An 18,155-nucleotide genomic window follows, 5' to 3' on the forward strand; every position below is an offset into this window, starting at 1 on the left:
CTTATGGCAGATTCTCGGGACAAGCCCGAGAATGACGGCTAGAGGGGCGAACGCCACACTCGCGTCAAACTGGCGATATAGGCCGGTAAAGCAATCACGGGAGACAGTTTTTGATGGAAACGAAAAAGATGCGGCTTTTTGCGATTCCGGTTTTACGCGGTTTTTTGCGCGGCGTTGTGCTTGCCGGGACTGTCATGGCCGTTTCGATCCTGGCGCCGCTTGGTGTCACCTCGCCGGCGTTCGCCCAGGCCACGCGAGAGCAGACGGCTGCGGCGCAAACCATCGCCGACCATTTTTCTTCCGTGCGCACCATGACGGGCGAATTCGTGCAGTTCGGTCCGCGTGGCGAGCAGACCGGCGGCACCTTCTATATCGAGCGTCCGGGCAAGATCCGCTTCAACTACAACAATTCGCCGATCCGGGTGATCTCCGATGGCGAATCGGTTGTCGTCAACAACCGCAAGCTCGATACATGGGATCTCTATCCCCTGTCTAAGACGCCCCTGAAACTGCTTTTGGGCAACCGGATCGATCTCAGCGGCGGACGCTTGAAGCAGGTCAAGCAGGACCCGGATATGACGACCCTCGTGCTCGGCGACAAATCGGTTTTCGGCGATTCGAAGATCACCATGATGTTCGATCCGAAAAATTACGAACTCAAGCAATGGACGATCACCGACGCGCAGAATCTCGACACGACGGTGATGATCTTCAATGTCCGCCAGGGCGTGCGTTTCGCCAAGGACATGTTCAAGATCGACTACACCCGCATCGCGATGAAACGGAAGCACTGATCAGGCTTGGTTCCGCCGGCGGCCCGGACGGCGTGCCGCAATCGTGATCGCCGCGGGCGACCTAGTGGATTGACTCCGACGCTTCGCTCCCGCGAAGCGTCGGCCCAACCACTAGACTGTGGATGGCCTGCCGCCGCTGTTTTTATTCCAGAGCATGGTGTTAATGTCGCCCGCGATTCCTACCCCTTGCGCGCGAGCTTGCCCCCATGTCCTTTTCAATCGCCACCTGGAATATCAATTCCGTGCGCCTGCGCTTGCCGTTGGTCGAGCAGTTTCTGCGCGATTCCAGGCCGGATGTGCTCTGCCTGCAGGAAACCAAGTGCCCGGACGATCTGTTCCCGCATGCGGCGTTCCACGCGCTGGGCTACGACCATATCGCGGTCAGCGGCCAGAAGGGCTATCACGGCGTTGCCACCATTTCGCGCCGCCCGCTGAGCGCGATCGACCGCGTCGGCTTCTGCGGCATCGGCGATTGCCGCCATCTGAGCGCCGTCGTCGCGGCGGGCCAAAAGCGCCTGCGCATCCATAATTTCTATGTGCCGGCAGGCGGCGACGAGCCGGACCCGGCGATCAATCCGAAATTCGCCCACAAGCTCGGCTTCCTCGAGGAAATGAAGGCCATCCTTGCCGATATGGGCGACGGATGTTCGTCGCTGCTCGTCGGCGATCTCAACATCGCGCCGCTCGAAACCGATGTCTGGTCGCACAAGCAGCTGCTGCGCGTCGTCAGCCACACGCCCGTCGAGACCGAAGGGCTGGAGGTGGTTCGCCAGATCGGCGGCTGGAGCGACCTGATGCGCCATCATATTCCGCCGGAGGAAAAGATCTTCACCTGGTGGAGCTACCGGGCGCGCGACTGGGATGTGTCGGATCGCGGCCGCCGCCTCGACCATATATGGGGATCGTCCGATCTCGAGGGCGATCTCTCGTCGGTGACGATCCTGCGCGAGGCGCGCGGCTGGGAAAGACCTTCAGACCATGTGCCGGTGATCGCGCATTTCAATCTGGACTGATCAGCAAACCAACTGGCTCTCGGGCTCTTTTAAAACGGTCTCATTTTAATGGAATCGTTTGATTGAGCTATTCTACACCATTGGGACAATGGAGATGGAGAGGCATGGCAACTGTTACAGGCACAGGAATGACGGGGGAGCGGTTGCAGTTTAAACCAAACCACCGCGCATACATGGACGCTGACGATTAGAGTCTGTCATGGATTAATTGAATCGTTGATACGACAAGGGGTCTTGTCTCGTCGTCATTCTCGGGCTTGTCCCGAGAATCTGCCATAAGTAAAAAGAAAAGCAATTACCGTACGAACAGCTCAGACTGCGGTAGATTCTCGGGACAAGCCCGAGAATGACGGCCAGGTGGAAGCTGTTTCAAGCTAGTCCTGACAGACTCTAGCCAGAAACACTTACCCAATCGTCATTCCTGTGCTTGTCACAGGAATCCACGCCTCAGCGGTGCCGCAGCCTCGCTTCCGTCCGAAAGGCTTCAATCCTTGAACAGCGGGGAGAGCTTTTCGATCTGCCGGATGAGATCGGTCAGGTTGCGGCTGACATGGGTGTGAAGCGCCACCGCGACCTCGGGATACTCTTCGAGGATGCGGTGGAAAATGGCGCGGCTGAGACGGATGACTTCCGTCTCGCCATTGGCAAAGGCGCCGGTCAGCCTGGTGGTCTGGGCGATCAGCGCTATTTCGCCGAGGATCGCGCCGGGGCCGACGGATCTGATGGTCACCCGCCCGTCCGGGCCATCCCGGAACAGGCTGATGCTGCCTGAGACGACGACATAGGCGCAATCGGCGCTCTGGCCCTCGCGGAAGAGTTCGCGGCCGGCGCGCAGCACCAGCCGCTCGGCTCCAAATGCAAGCAACCGCAATTGTTCGGCCGTGAATGATTCAAACAGGCCTACGGTGCCAAGGATTCGGATGTCGTCATCGAGCGCCATACTATGGTCAATACACCGCTCTCGTGGACGGAGCCATCAGGGAACGAGCTTGTATCCCCCGCTTTCTGTCACAAGAATCGCTGCATTCGACGGATCTTTTTCGATTTTCTGCCGCAAACGGTAGACATGCGTTTCAAGCGTGTGTGTCGTGACGCCCGAATTATAACCCCATACCTCTTCCAGAAGCACGTCGCGGCCGATGACCTTGTCGCCGGCGCGATAGAGATATTTGATGATCGCCGCTTCCTTTTCGGTGAGACGGATCTTGCCGCCCTTCTCGTCGATCAGCAGCTTTTGCCCCGGCTTGAACGTATAAGGACCGACTGTGAACGTCGCGTCTTCGCTCTGTTCGTGCTGGCGCAGCTGCGCGCGGATGCGCGCGAGCAGAACCGCGAAACGGAAAGGCTTGGTGACATAGTCGTTGGCGCCGGATTCAAGCCCGAGAATCGTATCGGATTCGGTGTCATGCCCGGTCAGCATGATGACCGGCCCCTTGAACCCGCCCTTGCGCAGCAGCTTGACCGCTTCGCGTCCGTCCATGTCGGGCAGACCCACATCCATGATCAGCAGGTCGACCATTCCGTTGCGGGCCGTCTGAATGCCCTTCGTGGCGGTTTCCTCCTGGAGGATATGGAATTCTTCGCAAAGCTCGAGCTGTTCTACGAGAATCGTGCGAAGGTCCTCATCATCGTCCACAATCAGAATTGTACGGCCAGTCATACGGTGTCCTCGTGTGTCGTGTTGCGTCGGCATTGACGTTTTATGGCATTTAAGCTGAATAAGTTGAAGCGTTCAAACAAGAAAGCCAGCTATCGGACCTATCTGGAAGCTGCGTTGTCCGCGAGGGCGGGGGTGGATGGATAAAATGGCAGATGGCCGAACCCTGCGGCTGATCGAGGTGCGGGCCCGCCCGGGAAACCCAGCGCAGGGGCTCCTCATTGCGGGTAATCTGGTGTTGCGCTGCGCGCTCGGCAAGGGGGGCATCAGTGCTTTCAAGCGGGAAGGCGACGGTGCAACGCCGCTCGCAGCGATGCGCCTGCTCTATGGATGGCATAGAAGGCGCAGAGGTGTCGCGGCTTTCTCTCCCCTGCCGTTTCGCGCCATTCGCCGCAATGATGGCTGGTGCGACGCGTCTAATGACGGCAATTACAACAGACCGGTTCGTGCGCCTTACCGGGCGAGCCACGAGAATCTTTGGCGGAAAGATGGGCTTTACGACATCTGCATCGTCATGGGCTGGAACATCCGTCCTCGCCTGCGGGGAAGGGGAAGCGCCATTTTTTTCCATCTGGCGCGGCCGGGCTACCCGCCGACGGAAGGCTGTATCGCATTGAAGCGGGCCGACATGGCGCGCCTGCTGCCGCATCTTAACGCGCGGACGATGATCCGCGTCCGGCGATAAGACTTTACAGAGCGGCGCGCATGGCGTCGTGCAGCACTTCGAAAATGCGAGGCTGGGCGGACTGCGCCACGTTGAAACGCAGATAATGCGCCGCACCCTGCGACAGGCTGAACACATTGCCCGGCGCAAACACCACGCCACGCTCCAGCGCATGGCGGGCGATCAGGGCTGAATCCATGCCCTCCGGGAGTCTCGCCCAGAGAAACATGCCACCCTGCGGCTCGGTCCAAAGCTCCAGCCCCGCCGCCTTCAGCCGCCCGGAGGTCAGCGTCATGGCGGAGGCGAGCTTGACGCGCAATGTCTCGATATGGCGGCGATAGGTTCCGTCGGTCAGGAGCGTGTGGACAAGCTGGGCGGAAAGCTGGCTCGAGCCGAAGGTCGTGGCGAGCTTGAGATCGGTAAGCCCGTCGATCCAGTCGCTGCGGGCGGCGATATAGCCGACGCGTGCCGCAGCCGATAGCGTCTTTGAGAAGCTGCCGATATGGACGATCCTTTCCAGCCCGTCGAGTTCGGCGAGGAGCGGCGAGGGCGCGGCATGGAAATCGGCGAAGATATTGTCCTCGATGACGATCATGTCATGCTGTTCGGCGATCTTGAGAAGCCGGTGCGCCGTGGCCGGGTTCATCATGCCACCGGTCGGATTGTGCAGCCCGGCATTGCCGATATAGAGCTTCGGCTGGTGCTCTTCGGCAGTGCGTGCGAAGGCATCGAGATCAGGGCCGGTGGGCGTGTAGGGAACGCCGACAAGCTTGACGCGGTGTGTGCGCAGCACCGCCTGGAAATTGAAATAGCAGGGATCATCGACCAGCACGGCATCGCCCGGCTGGACGAAGAAACGGCAGAGAAGATCGAGCGCCTGCGTGCCCGAATCGACGAGCAGCACCTGGGCGGGCGGTGCTTCGACGCCCTGTTCGGCGAGGCGGCGGGAGAGGTGCAGCCGGAGCGGCGCATAGCCGAGCGGATCGCCATATTCGGTGAAGGCGGCCTCATCATCGCGCGCGAGCGCCCGCAGCGCGCGGCGGATGCCTTCCTGCGGCAGCCAGTCCTCGGGCAGCCAGCCGCAGCCGGGTTTCAGCGCCGCGCTGTCGGCTTCGAGCGACTGGCGCATGATCCACAGCGGATTGATCTCGCGATCGAGGCGTGGGCTTGCGGCGGCAAGCGAGAAGGGTTGCGCACGGCCGGCGACATAAAAGCCCGCGCCGCGGCGCGACTGGATGACGCCTTCGGCGACGAGCCGGTCATAGGCTTCGACGACGGTCGATTTCGAAACGCCCATGGTTTCGGCGAGGCGGCGGATCGACGGCAGCCTTGCGCCGGGCGAGAGGCTGAGCGCGGCGATGCGCCCGCGGATGATCCCCATCACTTTTTCGACGAGCGTCGGCTCGTTTTGGGCGGTGCCGCCGAAGGCTGCGTCGCGCGCTGCATTTTCGCCGGCGGCGGGTTGATCAAGCATCTGTACTTCCTTTTGTACCGGTACAGTCCGGTGAAATTGTACTGTTATTGTCTCTGCCGTTCCAGTGCAAGGCCGATCATTGTCCCCGCGAAGCAAGTACATGATTTTGCAACGGGTTGGATAGGCTCAATGGACAAAACGGCAGGCTGGATCAACGGGTTTCTGGGTGTACTGATCTTCAGCGGCTCGCTGCCAGCGACGCGGATTGCCGTCATCGATATCGACCCCATGTTCCTGACAGTGGCGCGGGCGGCCATAGCCGGCGTGCTCGCCGTCCTGCTGCTCGCCCTGTTCAGGCAGCGTCTGCCGGCGCGCGGCGATCTCCTGCCGCTTGTCGTCGTGGCGCTCGGCGTGGTGGTCGGATTCCCGCTTCTGACGGCGATCGCACTGCGCGGCATGACATCGGCGCACGCTATCGTCTTCATCGGATTGTTGCCGCTCGCCACCGCCATCTTCGCCGTGATACGCGGCGGTGAGCGGCCACGCGGACTGTTCTGGCTTTTTTCCATCAGCGGGAGTGCGATTGTCGCCTCCTATGCCTGGGGACAGGGGAGCGGTTCCTCGGCTTTCGGCGACGGTTTGATGCTTGCGGCAGTCATTGTCTGCGGGCTCGGCTATGCCGAAGGCGCGCGCCTGTCGCGCAAGCTCGGCGGCTGGCAGGTCATCTGCTGGGCGCTGGTCCTGTCGCTGCCGTTGATGCTGCCGCTGGCGCTTTTCACCCAGCCGGCCTCGTGGGACGGCATCGGCTGGCGCGCGCTGGCAGGTCTCGCTTACGTCTCGTTGTTCAGCATGCTGATCGGCTTCGTCTTCTGGTATCGCGGCCTGGTGCAAGGCGGCACCGCGGCTGTCGGGCAATTGCAGCTGCTGCAGCCGTTCTTCGGCCTCGCGCTCGCCGCGGCCGTCGCCCATGAGGCAGTCGGCTGGGGCATGGTAGCGACGGCCGCCGCCGTGGTCGCCTGCGTGGCGGGGCCAAGCGCTTTGCCTAGATATGAGCGGATTGTGAGCCATTGTGCACCGCCGGTGCGGTGGAGAGGACGAGGCATCGCGGCTTCGGTGAAAATGAACCGCTCTAAACAAACGTCCAGACGGTGGTGCGCTTGACCTCGGCGTCTTCGAGGATACGCGTCACCGGAACCGTGTAGACGGCAAGGGCTTTAAGCCTTTGCTTCGGCAGATAGGCGCGGCCGGGATCGCCGATGATCACGGTTGCGCCGCGGCGGCTGAGCGCGGAGAACCATGGGGCAAGCCGTTCGGCCAATGGCCGTTCGTAGAAGACGTCGCCGGCCAGGAGCACATCCCAGCCCTCGTCGGTGCCGATCAGGTCTTCGATACGCGCGGTGACGGCGACATTGTTTTCGGCCGCATTGAGCGCGATCGCGGTCTCGGCGAAAGGATCGATGTCGGCGGCGATGACGTTCGCCGCCCGCGCCTTTGCCGCCGCTATGGCGACCAGCCCGGAACCCGAGGCGAAATCGAGCACGGTCCTGCCGCGGACGGTATCGGGTTTGTCCAGGATATAACGCGCCACGCCCTGGCCGCCCGCCCAGGCAAAGGCCCAGAAGGGCGGCGGCAGGCCGATGGTGGCGAGTTCCTCTTCCGTCCGGTGCCAGAGATCATGCGCTTCATCGGCAAGATGCAGCAATATCTCAGGCACGTGCGGCGGCGCCTGCAGACGGGTATTGGCGAGGATGAAGGCGCGGGCCCGGCCGCTTGCGGGATCAAGAGGCTCTTCGGGGCTCATGCCGTTTGCCGCGCCATTATCGCGGCGCCGGTTCGAGGCCGCCCATGCGGCAGACTTCCTTCCATTCGTCTTCGGTCACCGGCTGGACGGAAAGCCGCATGGAGGTGACGAGCGCCATCTTGGCAAGCGCCGGATTCGCTTTCACCGCCTTCAGCGTCACGGGTTTCGGCACATCGCAGAAGGCACGGATATCGACGCATTCCCAGCGCGGATCGTCCGTCGTCGTGTCGTGATGGGCAAGCTTGCAGATCTCGACCACGCCGACGATTTCCAGCCCCTCATTGGAGTGGTAGAAGAAGCCCTTGTCGCCGATCTGCATGGCGCGCATATTGTTGCGCGCGAGGTAATTGCGCACGCCGTCCCATTGCGTGCCTTGCTTACCCGCAGCCTGCTGCTTCTGCCACGACCATTTGTTCGGCTCGGATTTGAATAGCCAATAAGCCATGATCTCGTTCCCCTTCTGCATAATTCCTTAAATCGGAATCGATTTAAGGATAAAATTTGCAGCATTCAAAATGTTAGAGCGTCCTTTGCGCGTCCGATTGGACGCGCGGCGCTCTAATATCAGCTGTTGGCGGGATTGTTGATGGCCCAGTTCCATGGGCGGATATCGACGGAGGCGAAAAGCCCGGCCTTGGCGTAAGGATCCCTCGCCGCGATGGCCTTTGCCGCATCCATATGATCCACTTCGACCACAACCAGGCTGCCATTCGGCTTGCCGTCGTTGTCAAGAAAGGGGCCAGCGAATTTCAGCCTTTCGCCGAGATTCTTGAGATAATCGAGATGCGCCGGGCGGGTATCGAGGCGCAGTTGCAGATGGTCGGGCTTGTCATTGCACAGAATGGCGAAAAGCATCGGGGTTTCCTAAGTTTTCAATCTTCGGTCTTGAGCGGGCGGTTGAGCAGGGCTGCCACCGCCTCGTCGATGGTGAGATGGCGCGCAAGAAGTGCGGAAACGGCCGTAATGATCGGCGCATCGATATTGCGCTTCGCGCAGATTTCGGCTGCGATGGGTGCGGTGGCGACGCCCTCGGCAAGCGGCCTGCCTTGCAGCGTTTCGCCGGCGCCCAGCGCCATGCCATAGGAATAATTGCGCGATTGCGGCGAGGAGCAGGTGAGCATCAGATCGCCGAGCCCGGACAGGCCCATCACCGTTTCAGGCCGCGCGCCGAGCGCTTGCGCGATACGGCGCAACTCGACAAAGCCGCGGGTGACGAGGGCCGCCTGGGCGCTCGCACCAAGACCGCGGCCGATCGCGGCGCCCGCCGCCAGCGCCAGCACGTTCTTCAATGCGCCGCTGATCTCCACGCCGATCAGATCATCGGTCGAATAGCAGCGGAAGGCCGGGCCGGAGAGAAGCAGCGCCAGATGGTCCGCTGTCTGGCGTTCGGTCGAAGCGATGGTCACGGCGGTCGGCAGGCCGCGCGCCACGTCGGTGGCGAAGCTCGGACCGGAAAGGGCTGAAATACCGTGGCCCGGCAGAATTTCGGCAACCACCTCGGAGATCAGCCGGCCCGTCGAACGCTCGATGCCCTTGGCGCAAAGGACGATCGATGCGCTGGCGGGCATCTGATGCGCCAGCGCGCCAAGCGCATCGCGCATCGCCTGCGCCGGGAAGGCGGCGAGGATAATGGCCGCATCCTTCAGCACATCGGCGGCGTCGGTGCTTGCTTCGATCCCGGAAGTGAGCGAAATGCCCTTGAGATAGCGGTCATTGCGGTTGTTGCGGTTGATGTCATCGACGGTCGCGGCATCACGGGCATAGAGCGCGACGCGGTGGCCGCCCCTTGCCGCCATGGCGGCGAGCGCCGTTCCCCATGCACCAGCGCCGAGAACCGCGATCTTCACGATTTCGCTCGTCATGCCTTTGCGCCCCGGCGACCGGCGCCGATCAAGGGCAAGGCGGCCTGGTCGAGCGGCCAGCGCGAGCGCGGCGCGATATCGAGGGGATCGCCCTGCTTAAATGCGGCGTGTTCGGCACCGGCCCAGGCGATCATCGCGGCATTGTCTGTGCAGAGAATATGGGGAGGGGCGAGAAAGCGGAAACCGTGTTTGGCGCAAAGCGTTTCCAGCCCGATACGCAACATCCTGTTGGCGGCGACGCCGCCCGCCACGACCAGCGTGGGCTCGGCGACATCAGGAAAACTCTCGCGGAAGCGGGCAAGCGAACGCGATACCCGGTCGGTCAGCGTGTCGGCCACCGCCGCCTGGAACGAGGCGCAGATATCGGCGACGTCCTGATCGCCGAGCGGCACCAGTTCGGCTGCGGCCTGGCGCACGGCGGTCTTGAGGCCGGAGAAGGAGAAATCAAGCCTCGCCTCGCCTTTCAGCGGGCGCGGCAGCGCGAAACGCGTGGGATCGCCGGAGAGTGCCGCCTTCTCGACGGCGGGACCGCCGGGATAGGGCAGGCCGAGCAGCTTTGCAGTCTTGTCGAAGGCTTCGCCCAGCGCATCGTCTATGGTCGTGCCGAGGCGCTCATATTGCCCGAGGCCGCGCACGAGGATCATCTGCGTGTGACCGCCCGAGACGAGCAGCAGAAGATAGGGAAAGGGCAGATTGTCGGTCAGCCGCGCCGTCAGCGCGTGACCTTCGAGATGATTGATCGCATGAAAGGGCTTGCCCGCCGCGAGAGCCAGCGCCTTTGCCGTCATCAGCCCGACGATAAGCCCGCCGATGAGGCCCGGCCCGGCGGTGGCGGCGACGGCATCGATACGCTCAAGCGGCGTATCGGCTTCCTCGAGCGCGCGCGCGACTAGCCGGTCCAGCGCTTCGACATGGGCGCGCGCGGCGATTTCCGGCACCACGCCGCCATAGGGCTCGTGCTCGGCGATCTGGCTCAGCACCACATTGGACAGGATGCGGCCATGGCCCGCCTCATCACGCTCGACGACGGCGGCGGCTGTTTCGTCGCAACTTGTCTCTATTCCCAGCACGCGCATTTGGTTTTAGACCCTGCATTCATTGCCCGCGCGGGCAAAGACGGTTAGGTAAGTTAGCAAACCCGGTATCATGGACGACGCCATATGCAAACACCATCCTTGAAGATCGGCACACGGGGCAGCCGCCTCGCCCTGGCGCAGGCGCATGAAACGCGGCGCCGGCTGATGAATGCGCATGGATTCGCGGAAGAAGCCATCGAGATCGCGGTGATGTCGACGGCGGGCGACCGGATACAGGATCGCCCTCTGTCGGAAGTGGGCGGCAAAGGGCTGTTCACGCTGGAGATCGAGGAAGCGCTTCATGATGGCCGGATCGATCTCGCGGTGCATTCGAGCAAGGACATGCCGACGGTTCTGCCGGAAGGGTTGCATCTCTCTGCCTTTCTCGAGCGGGAAGATCCGCGCGACGGCTTTATCGGCAGGAGCGTCAAGCGCCTCACCGATCTGCCTGAGGGAGCAACGGTCGGTTCCTCGTCGTTGCGCCGCCAGGCGTTGATACGCCGCGTGCGGCCCGACATCACGGTGGTGAATTTTCGCGGCAATGTCGAGACGCGGCTGCGCAAGCTGGAGGAGGGGCAGGTGGATGGAACCTTCCTCGCTCATGCCGGGCTGAAACGCCTCGGTCTTGGCCATGTCGTGACCGAGCTGCTTGATCCGACGATCTTTCCGCCGGCGCCGGGACAAGGCGCGATCGCCATCGAAAGCCGGATCGGCGATGCGCGGATCGACGCGCTGCTTGGCCCGCTCGACCATCGCGACACCCATATCGCGCTCATTTGCGAACGGTCCTTTCTCGCCCGGCTCGACGGGTCGTGCCGCACGCCCATTGCCGGGCTGGCGATCGTTTCAGGCGACCGCCTCAGCTTTTCCGGCATGATCCTGACGCCGGACGGGCGCGAGGCGCATGAGATCCATGGCGAGGGCTCCATCGCCGATGCGGCGGCGATCGGCGTGGATGCGGCCGAACGGGTGCTTGCGCTGGCAGGACCGCAATTCTTCAACGATTGGGCCTGAACGATGGGCGAGGCCAGGCGCGTATTGGTGACGCGGCCCGAACCGGGAGCATCGCACACCGCGCGGCGGCTGGAAGAAATGGGATTTGCGCCCGTCGTGCTGCCCTTGAGCGAAACTGTGCCGGTCGTGGCGGAGATTGCGCCTGGGCGATATGACGCCGTGGCGATCACCAGCGTCAATGCCATTCGCCATGCCGAGCCGGGTTTGATCGGAAGTCTTATCCACCTGCCTGCCTATGCAGTGGGGGAGAAAACGGCGAATGCGGCAAGATCCGCCGGGTTTGCCGATGTGACCGCTGGCCGGGGCGACGGAGAGGCGCTTGCCCTGGCGCTATCGGGCGCGTTGCGGCACGGCGCGCATGTACTCTATCTCGCGGGCAGGGTGCGCCGGCCGGATTTCGAGGCCAAGGCGGTGGCGGGAGGGCTGGAGATCACGGTCTGCGAGACCTATGATACGGCTGATATCGACTACAGGGATTTGCGCGGACGGTTGGGAGATGCGCAGATCGATGTCGCGCTGATCTATTCGGTTTTCGCGGCAAAGGCGTTGATCGAGCTGGCGAAGCGGCCTGAAATTTCGGATATTTGGGAAAAAGCTTGGGTTTTATGTTTGTCGCCCCGCATTCTCGAAAGCCTTCCCGAGAGATGGCAAGCGCGCGCCCTGGTCAGCGAAAGACCGGACGAGCAAGCGCTTTTTAAGCTTCTCGCGTCACTTTGACCTTTTTTGCAGCGCAACCAATCCTTCATCTGCCGATTTTATCTGTTAAGTTTCTGACGAAACGTCCCATCCAAGACGAGAGGCATCATGGCGAAATCCGGAACACCGCGTCACTCGAAATCGGCCCGCAAACCGGTCACGATCGATCTCGATCCATCGCAAGTGAAGCGGGTATCAGAACCGGCTGAGGCTAACCCGAAATCGGCCCCTGGCGCTCGGACGCCTCCGGCGGAACCGGTCGGCGATTTCAGCAAAAAGCCGAAAGCGGCCCCCGTGAAACCCGATGGAGCGAAACCCGATGGAGCGAAGCCGGGTCATGCGCAGATGAAAACCGAAGAGCTTTTCGCCGGCAAATCCAAGCCCCGGCCTTCCGCAACCGCCTCGGCTGCCTCGGCCGCGGGCCGCGGGCCTGCCGCCGCTCAACCAGCAAAGCCGGCCTCGAATAGCGGGGGAGGGTTTTCGGCGCTTGCCGCAGGCTTGGCCGGTGGCGTCATCGCGCTTGCCGGAGCGGCGGCGCTGCAATGGGGCAATGTGTTACCTTCGCCGGGTGGTGATGGATCGGCAGACCGGCTTGCCCGCATCGAGCAGGAGATCGCGCAATTGCGCGCGGCACCGCCGCCGGCAGCCGGGCTCGATGAGGAAAGCCGGGCGCAACTGGCCGAGGCGCATGATACGGCCCGCCAGGCGCTTCAACATGCGCAGGGTGCGGCATCGGACATTGCCGCGCTCAAGCAGGCGGTAGAGGCACAACCCGCCGGGGATAATACGGCGCCGGCGCAGGAACTGACCGGGCGCATCGCCGCGCTGGAGGAAAAACTCGCTTCCGCCCAGGCCCAGGCGGCACAGGCCGCCAATGCCGCATCGGATGATTCCAGCAGCATCGCCGAGGTCCAGTCGAAGCTTGCGGCGCTTGAAAATCGCGTCGCGGAGAGTTCGCGCCAGCCTGCCATTGCGGCCGCGATCGCGGCAACGGCGCTGAAATCGGCCATCGACCGCGGCGGTTCATTCGCCGCCGAGCTCGATGCCTATGCATCGGTAGCGCCGCAATCGGCGGATATCGAGGCATTGCGGAAATTTGCCGGGACAGGCGTTCCCACCGTGGCTGATCTCAACAGCCGGTTCGGTCAGGTGGCCGACAGGATCGTCGCGACCGAAAGCGATGTCGATCCGAATGCCGGCTTTGTCGATCAGCTTATGGCCAGTGCCCGCAGCCTCGTGAAAGTCCGCCCGGTGGGCGAGGTCAGCGGCGAGGGCGTGGGAGCGATCACGGCGCGCATCGAGACGGCGCTTGCCGCAGGTGATCTCGATCGCGCCATCACGGAATGGGAAACGCTTCCCGACGATGCGAAAGCGGTTTCGGCTGATTTCGCCGATGAGATGAAGGCCCGCCGCGACACGGATGCGCTGGTGGCGCGAACGCTGGCTGCCGCGCTCAAGCCGGCGACGCCGGCATCGCCCGCCACGCCTTCGGCCAATTAGAGGAACGGATTGATGCTGCGTATTCTGTTTTTCGTTCTTCTGATCCTGGTGCTCGGCGGTGGTTTCGCCTGGCTTGCCGACCGGCCCGGCGACCTGACCGTGACCTTCGCCGGGATGCGCTATGAGGTGACGCTGATGGTCGCGGCCACGGCGATCGTCGCTGTTATCGCGGCGGTGATGCTGGTCTGGTGGCTGCTCAAGAGCATCATCAGTTCGCCTTATGCCTTGCGCAGGCATTTTCGCGCGCGCAAGCGCGATCGGGGCTATCAATCGCTTTCAACCGGCCTCATCGCCGCCGGTGCGGGAGACGCCGAAGCCGCGCATCGTATGACCAAGCAGGCCGGCAAGCTGCTCAATGTCGATCAGGAGCCGCTGATCAAGCTTCTCGAAGCGCAGACCGCCATGCTCGAAGGCCGCACTGGTGATGCGCGGACCATGTTCGAGGCGATGCTGGACGATCCGGAAACCCGGCTCCTCGGCCTGCGCGGGCTTTATCTGGAAGCGCAGCACGCAGGCGCACGCGATGCCGCGCAGCATTATGCCGACGAGGCATCGAAGCTTGCACCGCATGTGGAATGGGCATCGAGCGCCGTTCTCGGACGGCTGAGCGCCGAGGGCGATTGGGACGAGGCGCTCAAGCTGCTCGATGCGCGCAAGGCGGGGCAGCAGGTCGACAAAAATGCAGCGAAGAAGGAACGCGCCGCGCTCCTCACCGCCAAGGCGATCGCGACATTCGATTCCGATCCCGCCGCCGCCAAGACGGCAGCGCTCGAGGCAAACAAGCTGGCGCCGGACCTGGTCCCCGCCGCCGTCATTGCCGCCCGCGCGCTGTTCAGGCAGGACGATCTGCGCAAGGGCTCGAAGATTCTCGAAACGGCGTGGAAGAACAGCCCGCATCCTGACATCGCGGAAGCCTATATCCATGCCCGTCCAGGTGATTCCGCGTTTGACCGGCTGAAGCGGGCGCGCCACCTCTTTGCGCTCCGCTCCAACAATCCCGAGGCGAGCCTCGCACTGGCGCATGCCGCGCTCGACGCCGGCGAATATGCGCAGGCGCGTGAAAATGCCGAAGCGGTGCTGCGGATGGCGCCGCGTGAAAGCGCCTATCTGCTACTGGCCGATATCGAAGAAGCACAGACCGGAGACCAGGGCCGCGTGCGGCAATGGCTTTCGCGCGCGGTGAAGGCGCCACGCGATCCGGCCTGGACGGCCGACGGCTTCGTGTCGGAAAAATGGGCGCCGGTTTCACCGGTCACAGGCAGGCTCAACGCGTTCGAATGGAAGGTGCCGGTCGAACAGCTTGCGCCGGTGATCGATGTCGAGGATGAGGTGCGCGGGCCGGAACCTGAAGCGCCGAAACTGCCCGCGGTGATCGAGCAGGAGCCGGAGAAGCGGGCTGAGCCGCAGCCGGCCAAGGATGCCAAGGATAATGTGATCGTCACGCCGGTTTCGCAAGGCGAGCCAAAGCCGGACCGATCAACGGCCAAACCGGCCGGCGACAAGGCCGATGGTGACAAGGCCGATGGCGAAGAGGCGAATATGCTGGTGGTGGACGATCCCGGCGTGGCGCCCGAGGAGAAGACGGAAAGCAAGCAGGCGCGCTTCCGCCTGTTCTGATTTTGCTCCAAGGCCGAGACAAGGAAGACATCGCTGCGTTGCATTCCGGTAACGGTCGGCCTTCTGTGACAATTTGCAGTCGCAAAGAGGCCGATTGCCGGTTGGCGGCGGCGCGGTTGCGGGTTAATTCTCTCTCCTGGGATTTTCCCTCATCATCTGCTTTGATGCAGCCAGAGCAAATCCAGGAAAAGTGCGAAGCGGTTTTCCGTCCGGATTTGCGTAAAACAAAGAATTGGAGCGGTTCCCCGTTTCCATCGAAACAGGAACCGCTCCAGGCGGAAACAGCACGGGGTATTGATGTTCGATCGTCTTCTGATTTTTTTGAAGGGGCTGCCTTTAGGGGAGGACAAGAGCGGAAAAGGCTTCGGCAAGGACGACCCCCGGCTGGCGGTCGCGGCGCTGATGTTTCATGTCATCGATGCCGATGGCGATCGCCGGGAGGAAGAACGAAAGCGCATTGCTGAAACGCTCTCGGAAGCCTACCAGCTCAAGGGCGATGAATTGAACACCCTGTTGGCGGCTGGGGAAACCGCGGACCAGGAAGCCATCGATCTCTACAGCTTCACCAGCGTCATCAAGCGTCATCTCGACGAACAGGAGCGCATCCATTTCATCGAGCTGATGTGGGAAATCGTCTATGCCGATGGCGATGTCGACGAACTCGAGGACAATGTGATGTGGCGTGTGGCCGAGCTGATCGGCGTTTCGTCGCGCGAGCGGCTGACATTGAAACACACCGTGGCGGCAAGAGCTGCCGCCGCCAAGACCAAGGCAAAATGAGGCGAGAGGGCTTGTGATGTTCCGTGAACCGAGACCATCCGACAGCCCCGCAACCGGAACGTCCGGCCATGAACCTTCCTCGGTACGCCCCAAGATACTGATCGTCCTTCATCAGGAGAATTCGAGCCCTGGCCGGGTCGGGCATCTGCTCGAAGCGGCGGGCTTCCTCCTCGATATCCGCCGTCCGCCGCTTGGCCAGAGATTGCCGGAAACACTGGAGGATCATGCGGGCGCCGTCGTCTTCGGCGGCCCGATGAGCGCCAACGATCCTGATGAGTTCGTCAGCTACGAGACCGAGTGGCTGGGCGTTCCCTTGCGCGAAGACAAGCCTTTTCTGGGGATATGCCTCGGTGCGCAGATGCTGGCCAATCATCTGGGCGCCAGCGTGGCGCCGCACCCGGAGGGCCAGGTCGAGATCGGCTGGTATCCGCTGCGCCCGACCGAGGAGGGACGCGCGCTGATGGACTGGCCCGGAATGGTCTATCATTTTCACCGCGAGGGCTTCGAGCTGCCGCGCAGCGCAACCTTGCTCGCCACGGGCGATGTCTATCCCAACCAGGCGTTCCGCTACGGGTCCCATGCCTGGGGCCTGCAGTTCCACGCGGAACTGACGCGGGCGATGATGCATCGCTGGGTGGTGCGCGGGGCGCATCGCTTCGAGCTCAGTGGCGCGCAGCAGGGACGCATGCATCTGGAAGGGCGGATGATCCATGACGCCGCCCTGAAAGCCTGGCTGCAGGCGTTCCTCAAGCGCATTTTCGGTGCAGGACGTTATGCTGAGGAACGCTGCGTTTGATCAAGGAACGCCTGAACGCATCGTTTCCATCTGGAGCAGGTCCTTATCGGCGTCCGGTTAATCCTTGCCGAGCAGGGCCTTCCAGATGATGGCGCCGATGGCTGCGCCGATCAGCGGTGCGACCCAGAACAGCCAGAGCTGGCTCAATGCCGCGGTTTCGGCGAACAGTGCCGCACCGGTCGAGCGTGCCGGATTGACCGACGTATTGGTCACCGGGATCGATATCAGGTGGATCAGCGTCAGGCAAAGGCCTATGGCGATCGGTGCGAAGCCAGCCGGAGCCGTCTTTGCGGTGGAGCCGAGAATGACGATAAGAAAGAAGGCCGTCAGGACGATTTCGGCGATCAGGGCGGCGGTCAGGCTGTAGCCGCCCGGCGAAAGGTCGCCATAACCGTTGGATGCGAAGCTGCCCGGCATGAAACCGGCCTTGCCGGAGGCGATCAGGTAAAGAATGGCTGCAGCGGCAATGGCGCCGACGACCTGCGCGATCCAGTAAGGGATCAGGTCCTTGTAATCGAAACGGCCGGCGACGGCCAGGCCGAGCGAGACGGCGGGATTGAAATGGCCGCCGGAAATGCCGCCGACGGCAAAGGCCATCGTCAGTACGGTCAGGCCGAAAGCAAGGGCGACGCCGAGGAAGCCGATGCCGAGTTCGGGGAATGCCGCAGCGAGGATCGCGCTTCCGCAACCGCCAAAGACCAGCCAGAAAGTGCCGAAAAACTCGGCCGACAGTTTGTTCAACATGCATTCCCCCAGAAGATGAGCGCTTGGCATAAGAAGCGAATCAATGTCAGGGGAAAACATATTCCGGCTTTTTACTGGCGGCAATACTGAAAGATTGGCCGCAAATTTATCGAAAATCCGCTGCAAAACCGGGGGAAGGGTTTAACTTTGGCGCTGTTCTGACCGAAAACTTACGCGCCATTCCTTTTTTCCGCCCCTCAAGCGCCGGGCGGGCGCATCCGCGCCCTTGGCTCGCGCCATGAGGCGCGCCGCCGCAGTCGCGACGGACAGTCCAACGATGAAAATTGCCTCAGTGCAGGTATATTTTCCTTCATCCGATTGCCCTGCATTCCGCGATCAGGGCAATCGACGTGGAATCCATCACAGTGTATGTATGGAGATCGTTGGGACATACGATCGGGTTTTCGCGGGGGTGCTTGATCCACTGAAACTCGGAGGACAATATGGCTGGAGCGGCGGCAGGTCACATAAATATGCGGAAATTCATTGGTGTTCTATCCCTCCCTCTGGTGCTCGGCCTATCGGCTTGCACGGCCACGGCATGGTCGGAGAAGTTCGCCGTCGAAACGGTGACGCTGCCAAAGGAATGCGCGGGCTGGCAGAAGATCGATCTCAAGCAACGCACGTCATTGGCGCTGGTGCGCGTGGATCCGCGCCTGCTGGTCGACATCGATTCGCATAATCTGCGGGGCAAGAACCTCGGCTGCTGGAATTGATGGCCCTTGGA

The 18,155-nt window shown here is 62.4% G+C and carries 19 protein-coding genes and 1 pseudogene; 11 read left to right on the forward strand and 9 right to left on the reverse strand.

Annotated elements, in window-relative coordinates:
* Positions 1-128 precede the first annotated feature (128 nt).
* A complete protein-coding gene (locus C5748_RS07700; protein ID WP_105741402.1) occupies positions 129-794 on the forward strand; it encodes an outer membrane lipoprotein carrier protein LolA in 666 nt (221 codons plus the stop codon).
* A 206-nt stretch (positions 795-1,000) separates the two neighbouring features.
* Positions 1,001-1,807 carry an exodeoxyribonuclease III gene (locus tag C5748_RS07705; protein ID WP_105741335.1) on the forward strand — a complete coding sequence of 269 codons (807 nt, stop codon included), beginning with the start codon at positions 1,001-1,003 and terminating at the stop codon, positions 1,805-1,807.
* A gap of 484 nt (positions 1,808-2,291) precedes the next feature.
* Here C5748_RS07705 and C5748_RS07710 read toward each other — a convergent pair whose 3' ends face one another.
* Together C5748_RS07710 and optR are read right to left on the reverse strand one after the other, a co-directional pair.
* On the reverse strand, positions 2,292-2,747 hold the full coding sequence (locus C5748_RS07710; RefSeq protein ID WP_105741336.1) for a cyclic nucleotide-binding domain-containing protein: 456 nt from the start codon (positions 2,745-2,747) through the stop codon (positions 2,292-2,294).
* Positions 2,748-2,783: 36 nt separating this feature from the next.
* Positions 2,784-3,467, reverse strand: coding sequence for a response regulator OptR (gene optR, locus C5748_RS07715; protein ID WP_105741337.1), 684 nt, complete (start codon positions 3,465-3,467; stop codon positions 2,784-2,786).
* Positions 3,468-3,603: 136 nt separating this feature from the next.
* On the opposite strand from optR, the gene C5748_RS07720 reads away from it, so the two are divergent.
* Positions 3,604-4,149 (forward strand): L,D-transpeptidase family protein, encoded by a 546-nt coding sequence (locus C5748_RS07720; RefSeq protein ID WP_105741338.1) that lies wholly within the window; start codon positions 3,604-3,606, stop codon positions 4,147-4,149.
* A gap of 4 nt (positions 4,150-4,153) precedes the next feature.
* On the opposite strand, the gene C5748_RS07725 is transcribed toward C5748_RS07720, so the two are convergent.
* Complete coding sequence (locus tag C5748_RS07725; RefSeq protein ID WP_342588349.1) at positions 4,154-5,509, reverse strand: aminotransferase-like domain-containing protein; 1,356 nt, start codon at positions 5,507-5,509, stop codon at positions 4,154-4,156.
* Positions 5,510-5,731: 222 nt separating this feature from the next.
* On the opposite strand from C5748_RS07725, the pseudogene C5748_RS07730 reads away from it, so the two are divergent.
* Positions 5,732-6,571: pseudogene (locus C5748_RS07730) on the forward strand (DMT family transporter); the annotation flags it as partial.
* A gap of 100 nt (positions 6,572-6,671) precedes the next feature.
* Here the strand turns inward: C5748_RS07730 and C5748_RS07735 are convergent.
* The 5 genes from C5748_RS07735 to tsaD all read right to left on the reverse strand — a co-directional run bounded on the left by C5748_RS07735 (position 6,672) and on the right by tsaD (position 10,281).
* The gene (locus C5748_RS07735; protein ID WP_105741341.1) at positions 6,672-7,343 is read right to left on the reverse strand and encodes a class I SAM-dependent methyltransferase; all 672 of its coding nucleotides are present in this window, start codon (positions 7,341-7,343) and stop codon (positions 6,672-6,674) included.
* A gap of 16 nt (positions 7,344-7,359) precedes the next feature.
* A complete protein-coding gene (locus C5748_RS07740) occupies positions 7,360-7,788 on the reverse strand; it encodes an EVE domain-containing protein (protein ID WP_105741403.1) in 429 nt (142 codons plus the stop codon).
* A gap of 119 nt (positions 7,789-7,907) precedes the next feature.
* Complete coding sequence (locus C5748_RS07745) at positions 7,908-8,198, reverse strand: YciI-like protein (protein ID WP_105741342.1); 291 nt, start codon at positions 8,196-8,198, stop codon at positions 7,908-7,910.
* A 17-nt stretch (positions 8,199-8,215) separates the two neighbouring features.
* Positions 8,216-9,205 carry an NAD(P)H-dependent glycerol-3-phosphate dehydrogenase gene (locus tag C5748_RS07750; protein ID WP_105741343.1) on the reverse strand — a complete coding sequence of 330 codons (990 nt, stop codon included), beginning with the start codon at positions 9,203-9,205 and terminating at the stop codon, positions 8,216-8,218.
* Positions 9,202-10,281: a tRNA (adenosine(37)-N6)-threonylcarbamoyltransferase complex transferase subunit TsaD gene (gene tsaD / locus C5748_RS07755; RefSeq protein WP_105741344.1), complete on the reverse strand. Its 1,080-nt coding sequence runs from the start codon at positions 10,279-10,281 to the stop codon at positions 9,202-9,204. The genes C5748_RS07750 and tsaD overlap by 4 nt, the downstream gene beginning before the upstream one ends.
* Positions 10,282-10,365: 84 nt before the next feature.
* Between tsaD and hemC the strand changes: the two genes are divergently transcribed.
* The 6 genes from hemC to C5748_RS07785 all read left to right on the forward strand — a co-directional run bounded on the left by hemC (position 10,366) and on the right by C5748_RS07785 (position 16,684).
* A complete protein-coding gene (hemC, locus tag C5748_RS07760) occupies positions 10,366-11,295 on the forward strand; it encodes a hydroxymethylbilane synthase (RefSeq protein WP_105741345.1) in 930 nt (309 codons plus the stop codon).
* 3 nt (positions 11,296-11,298) lie between these two features.
* Positions 11,299-12,012, forward strand: a complete 714-nt coding sequence (locus tag C5748_RS07765; RefSeq protein ID WP_105741346.1) for a uroporphyrinogen-III synthase — start codon at positions 11,299-11,301, stop codon at positions 12,010-12,012.
* A gap of 87 nt (positions 12,013-12,099) precedes the next feature.
* Positions 12,100-13,491 (forward strand): COG4223 family protein, encoded by a 1,392-nt coding sequence (locus C5748_RS07770; protein ID WP_105741347.1) that lies wholly within the window; start codon positions 12,100-12,102, stop codon positions 13,489-13,491.
* A 12-nt stretch (positions 13,492-13,503) separates the two neighbouring features.
* Positions 13,504-15,108 (forward strand): heme biosynthesis protein HemY, encoded by a 1,605-nt coding sequence (locus C5748_RS07775; protein WP_105741348.1) that lies wholly within the window; start codon positions 13,504-13,506, stop codon positions 15,106-15,108.
* Between the two features lie 297 nt (positions 15,109-15,405).
* Entirely contained in the window at positions 15,406-15,888 is a 483-nt protein-coding gene (locus tag C5748_RS07780) for a tellurite resistance TerB family protein (protein WP_105741349.1), read from the forward strand.
* Between the two features lie 16 nt (positions 15,889-15,904).
* A complete protein-coding gene (locus C5748_RS07785; RefSeq protein WP_105741350.1) occupies positions 15,905-16,684 on the forward strand; it encodes a glutamine amidotransferase in 780 nt (259 codons plus the stop codon).
* A gap of 57 nt (positions 16,685-16,741) precedes the next feature.
* Here C5748_RS07785 and aqpZ read toward each other — a convergent pair whose 3' ends face one another.
* Positions 16,742-17,428 carry an aquaporin Z gene (aqpZ, locus tag C5748_RS07790; RefSeq protein ID WP_105741404.1) on the reverse strand — a complete coding sequence of 229 codons (687 nt, stop codon included), beginning with the start codon at positions 17,426-17,428 and terminating at the stop codon, positions 16,742-16,744.
* 473 nt (positions 17,429-17,901) lie between these two features.
* On the opposite strand from aqpZ, the gene C5748_RS07795 reads away from it, so the two are divergent.
* Positions 17,902-18,144 (forward strand): hypothetical protein, encoded by a 243-nt coding sequence (locus C5748_RS07795; RefSeq protein ID WP_342588347.1) that lies wholly within the window; start codon positions 17,902-17,904, stop codon positions 18,142-18,144.
* Positions 18,145-18,155 lie beyond the last annotated feature (11 nt).

This window comes from Phyllobacterium phragmitis (assembly GCF_002980495.1).
In the GTDB taxonomy this organism is placed as follows: Bacteria; Pseudomonadota; Alphaproteobacteria; order Rhizobiales; family Rhizobiaceae; genus Paramesorhizobium; species Paramesorhizobium phragmitis.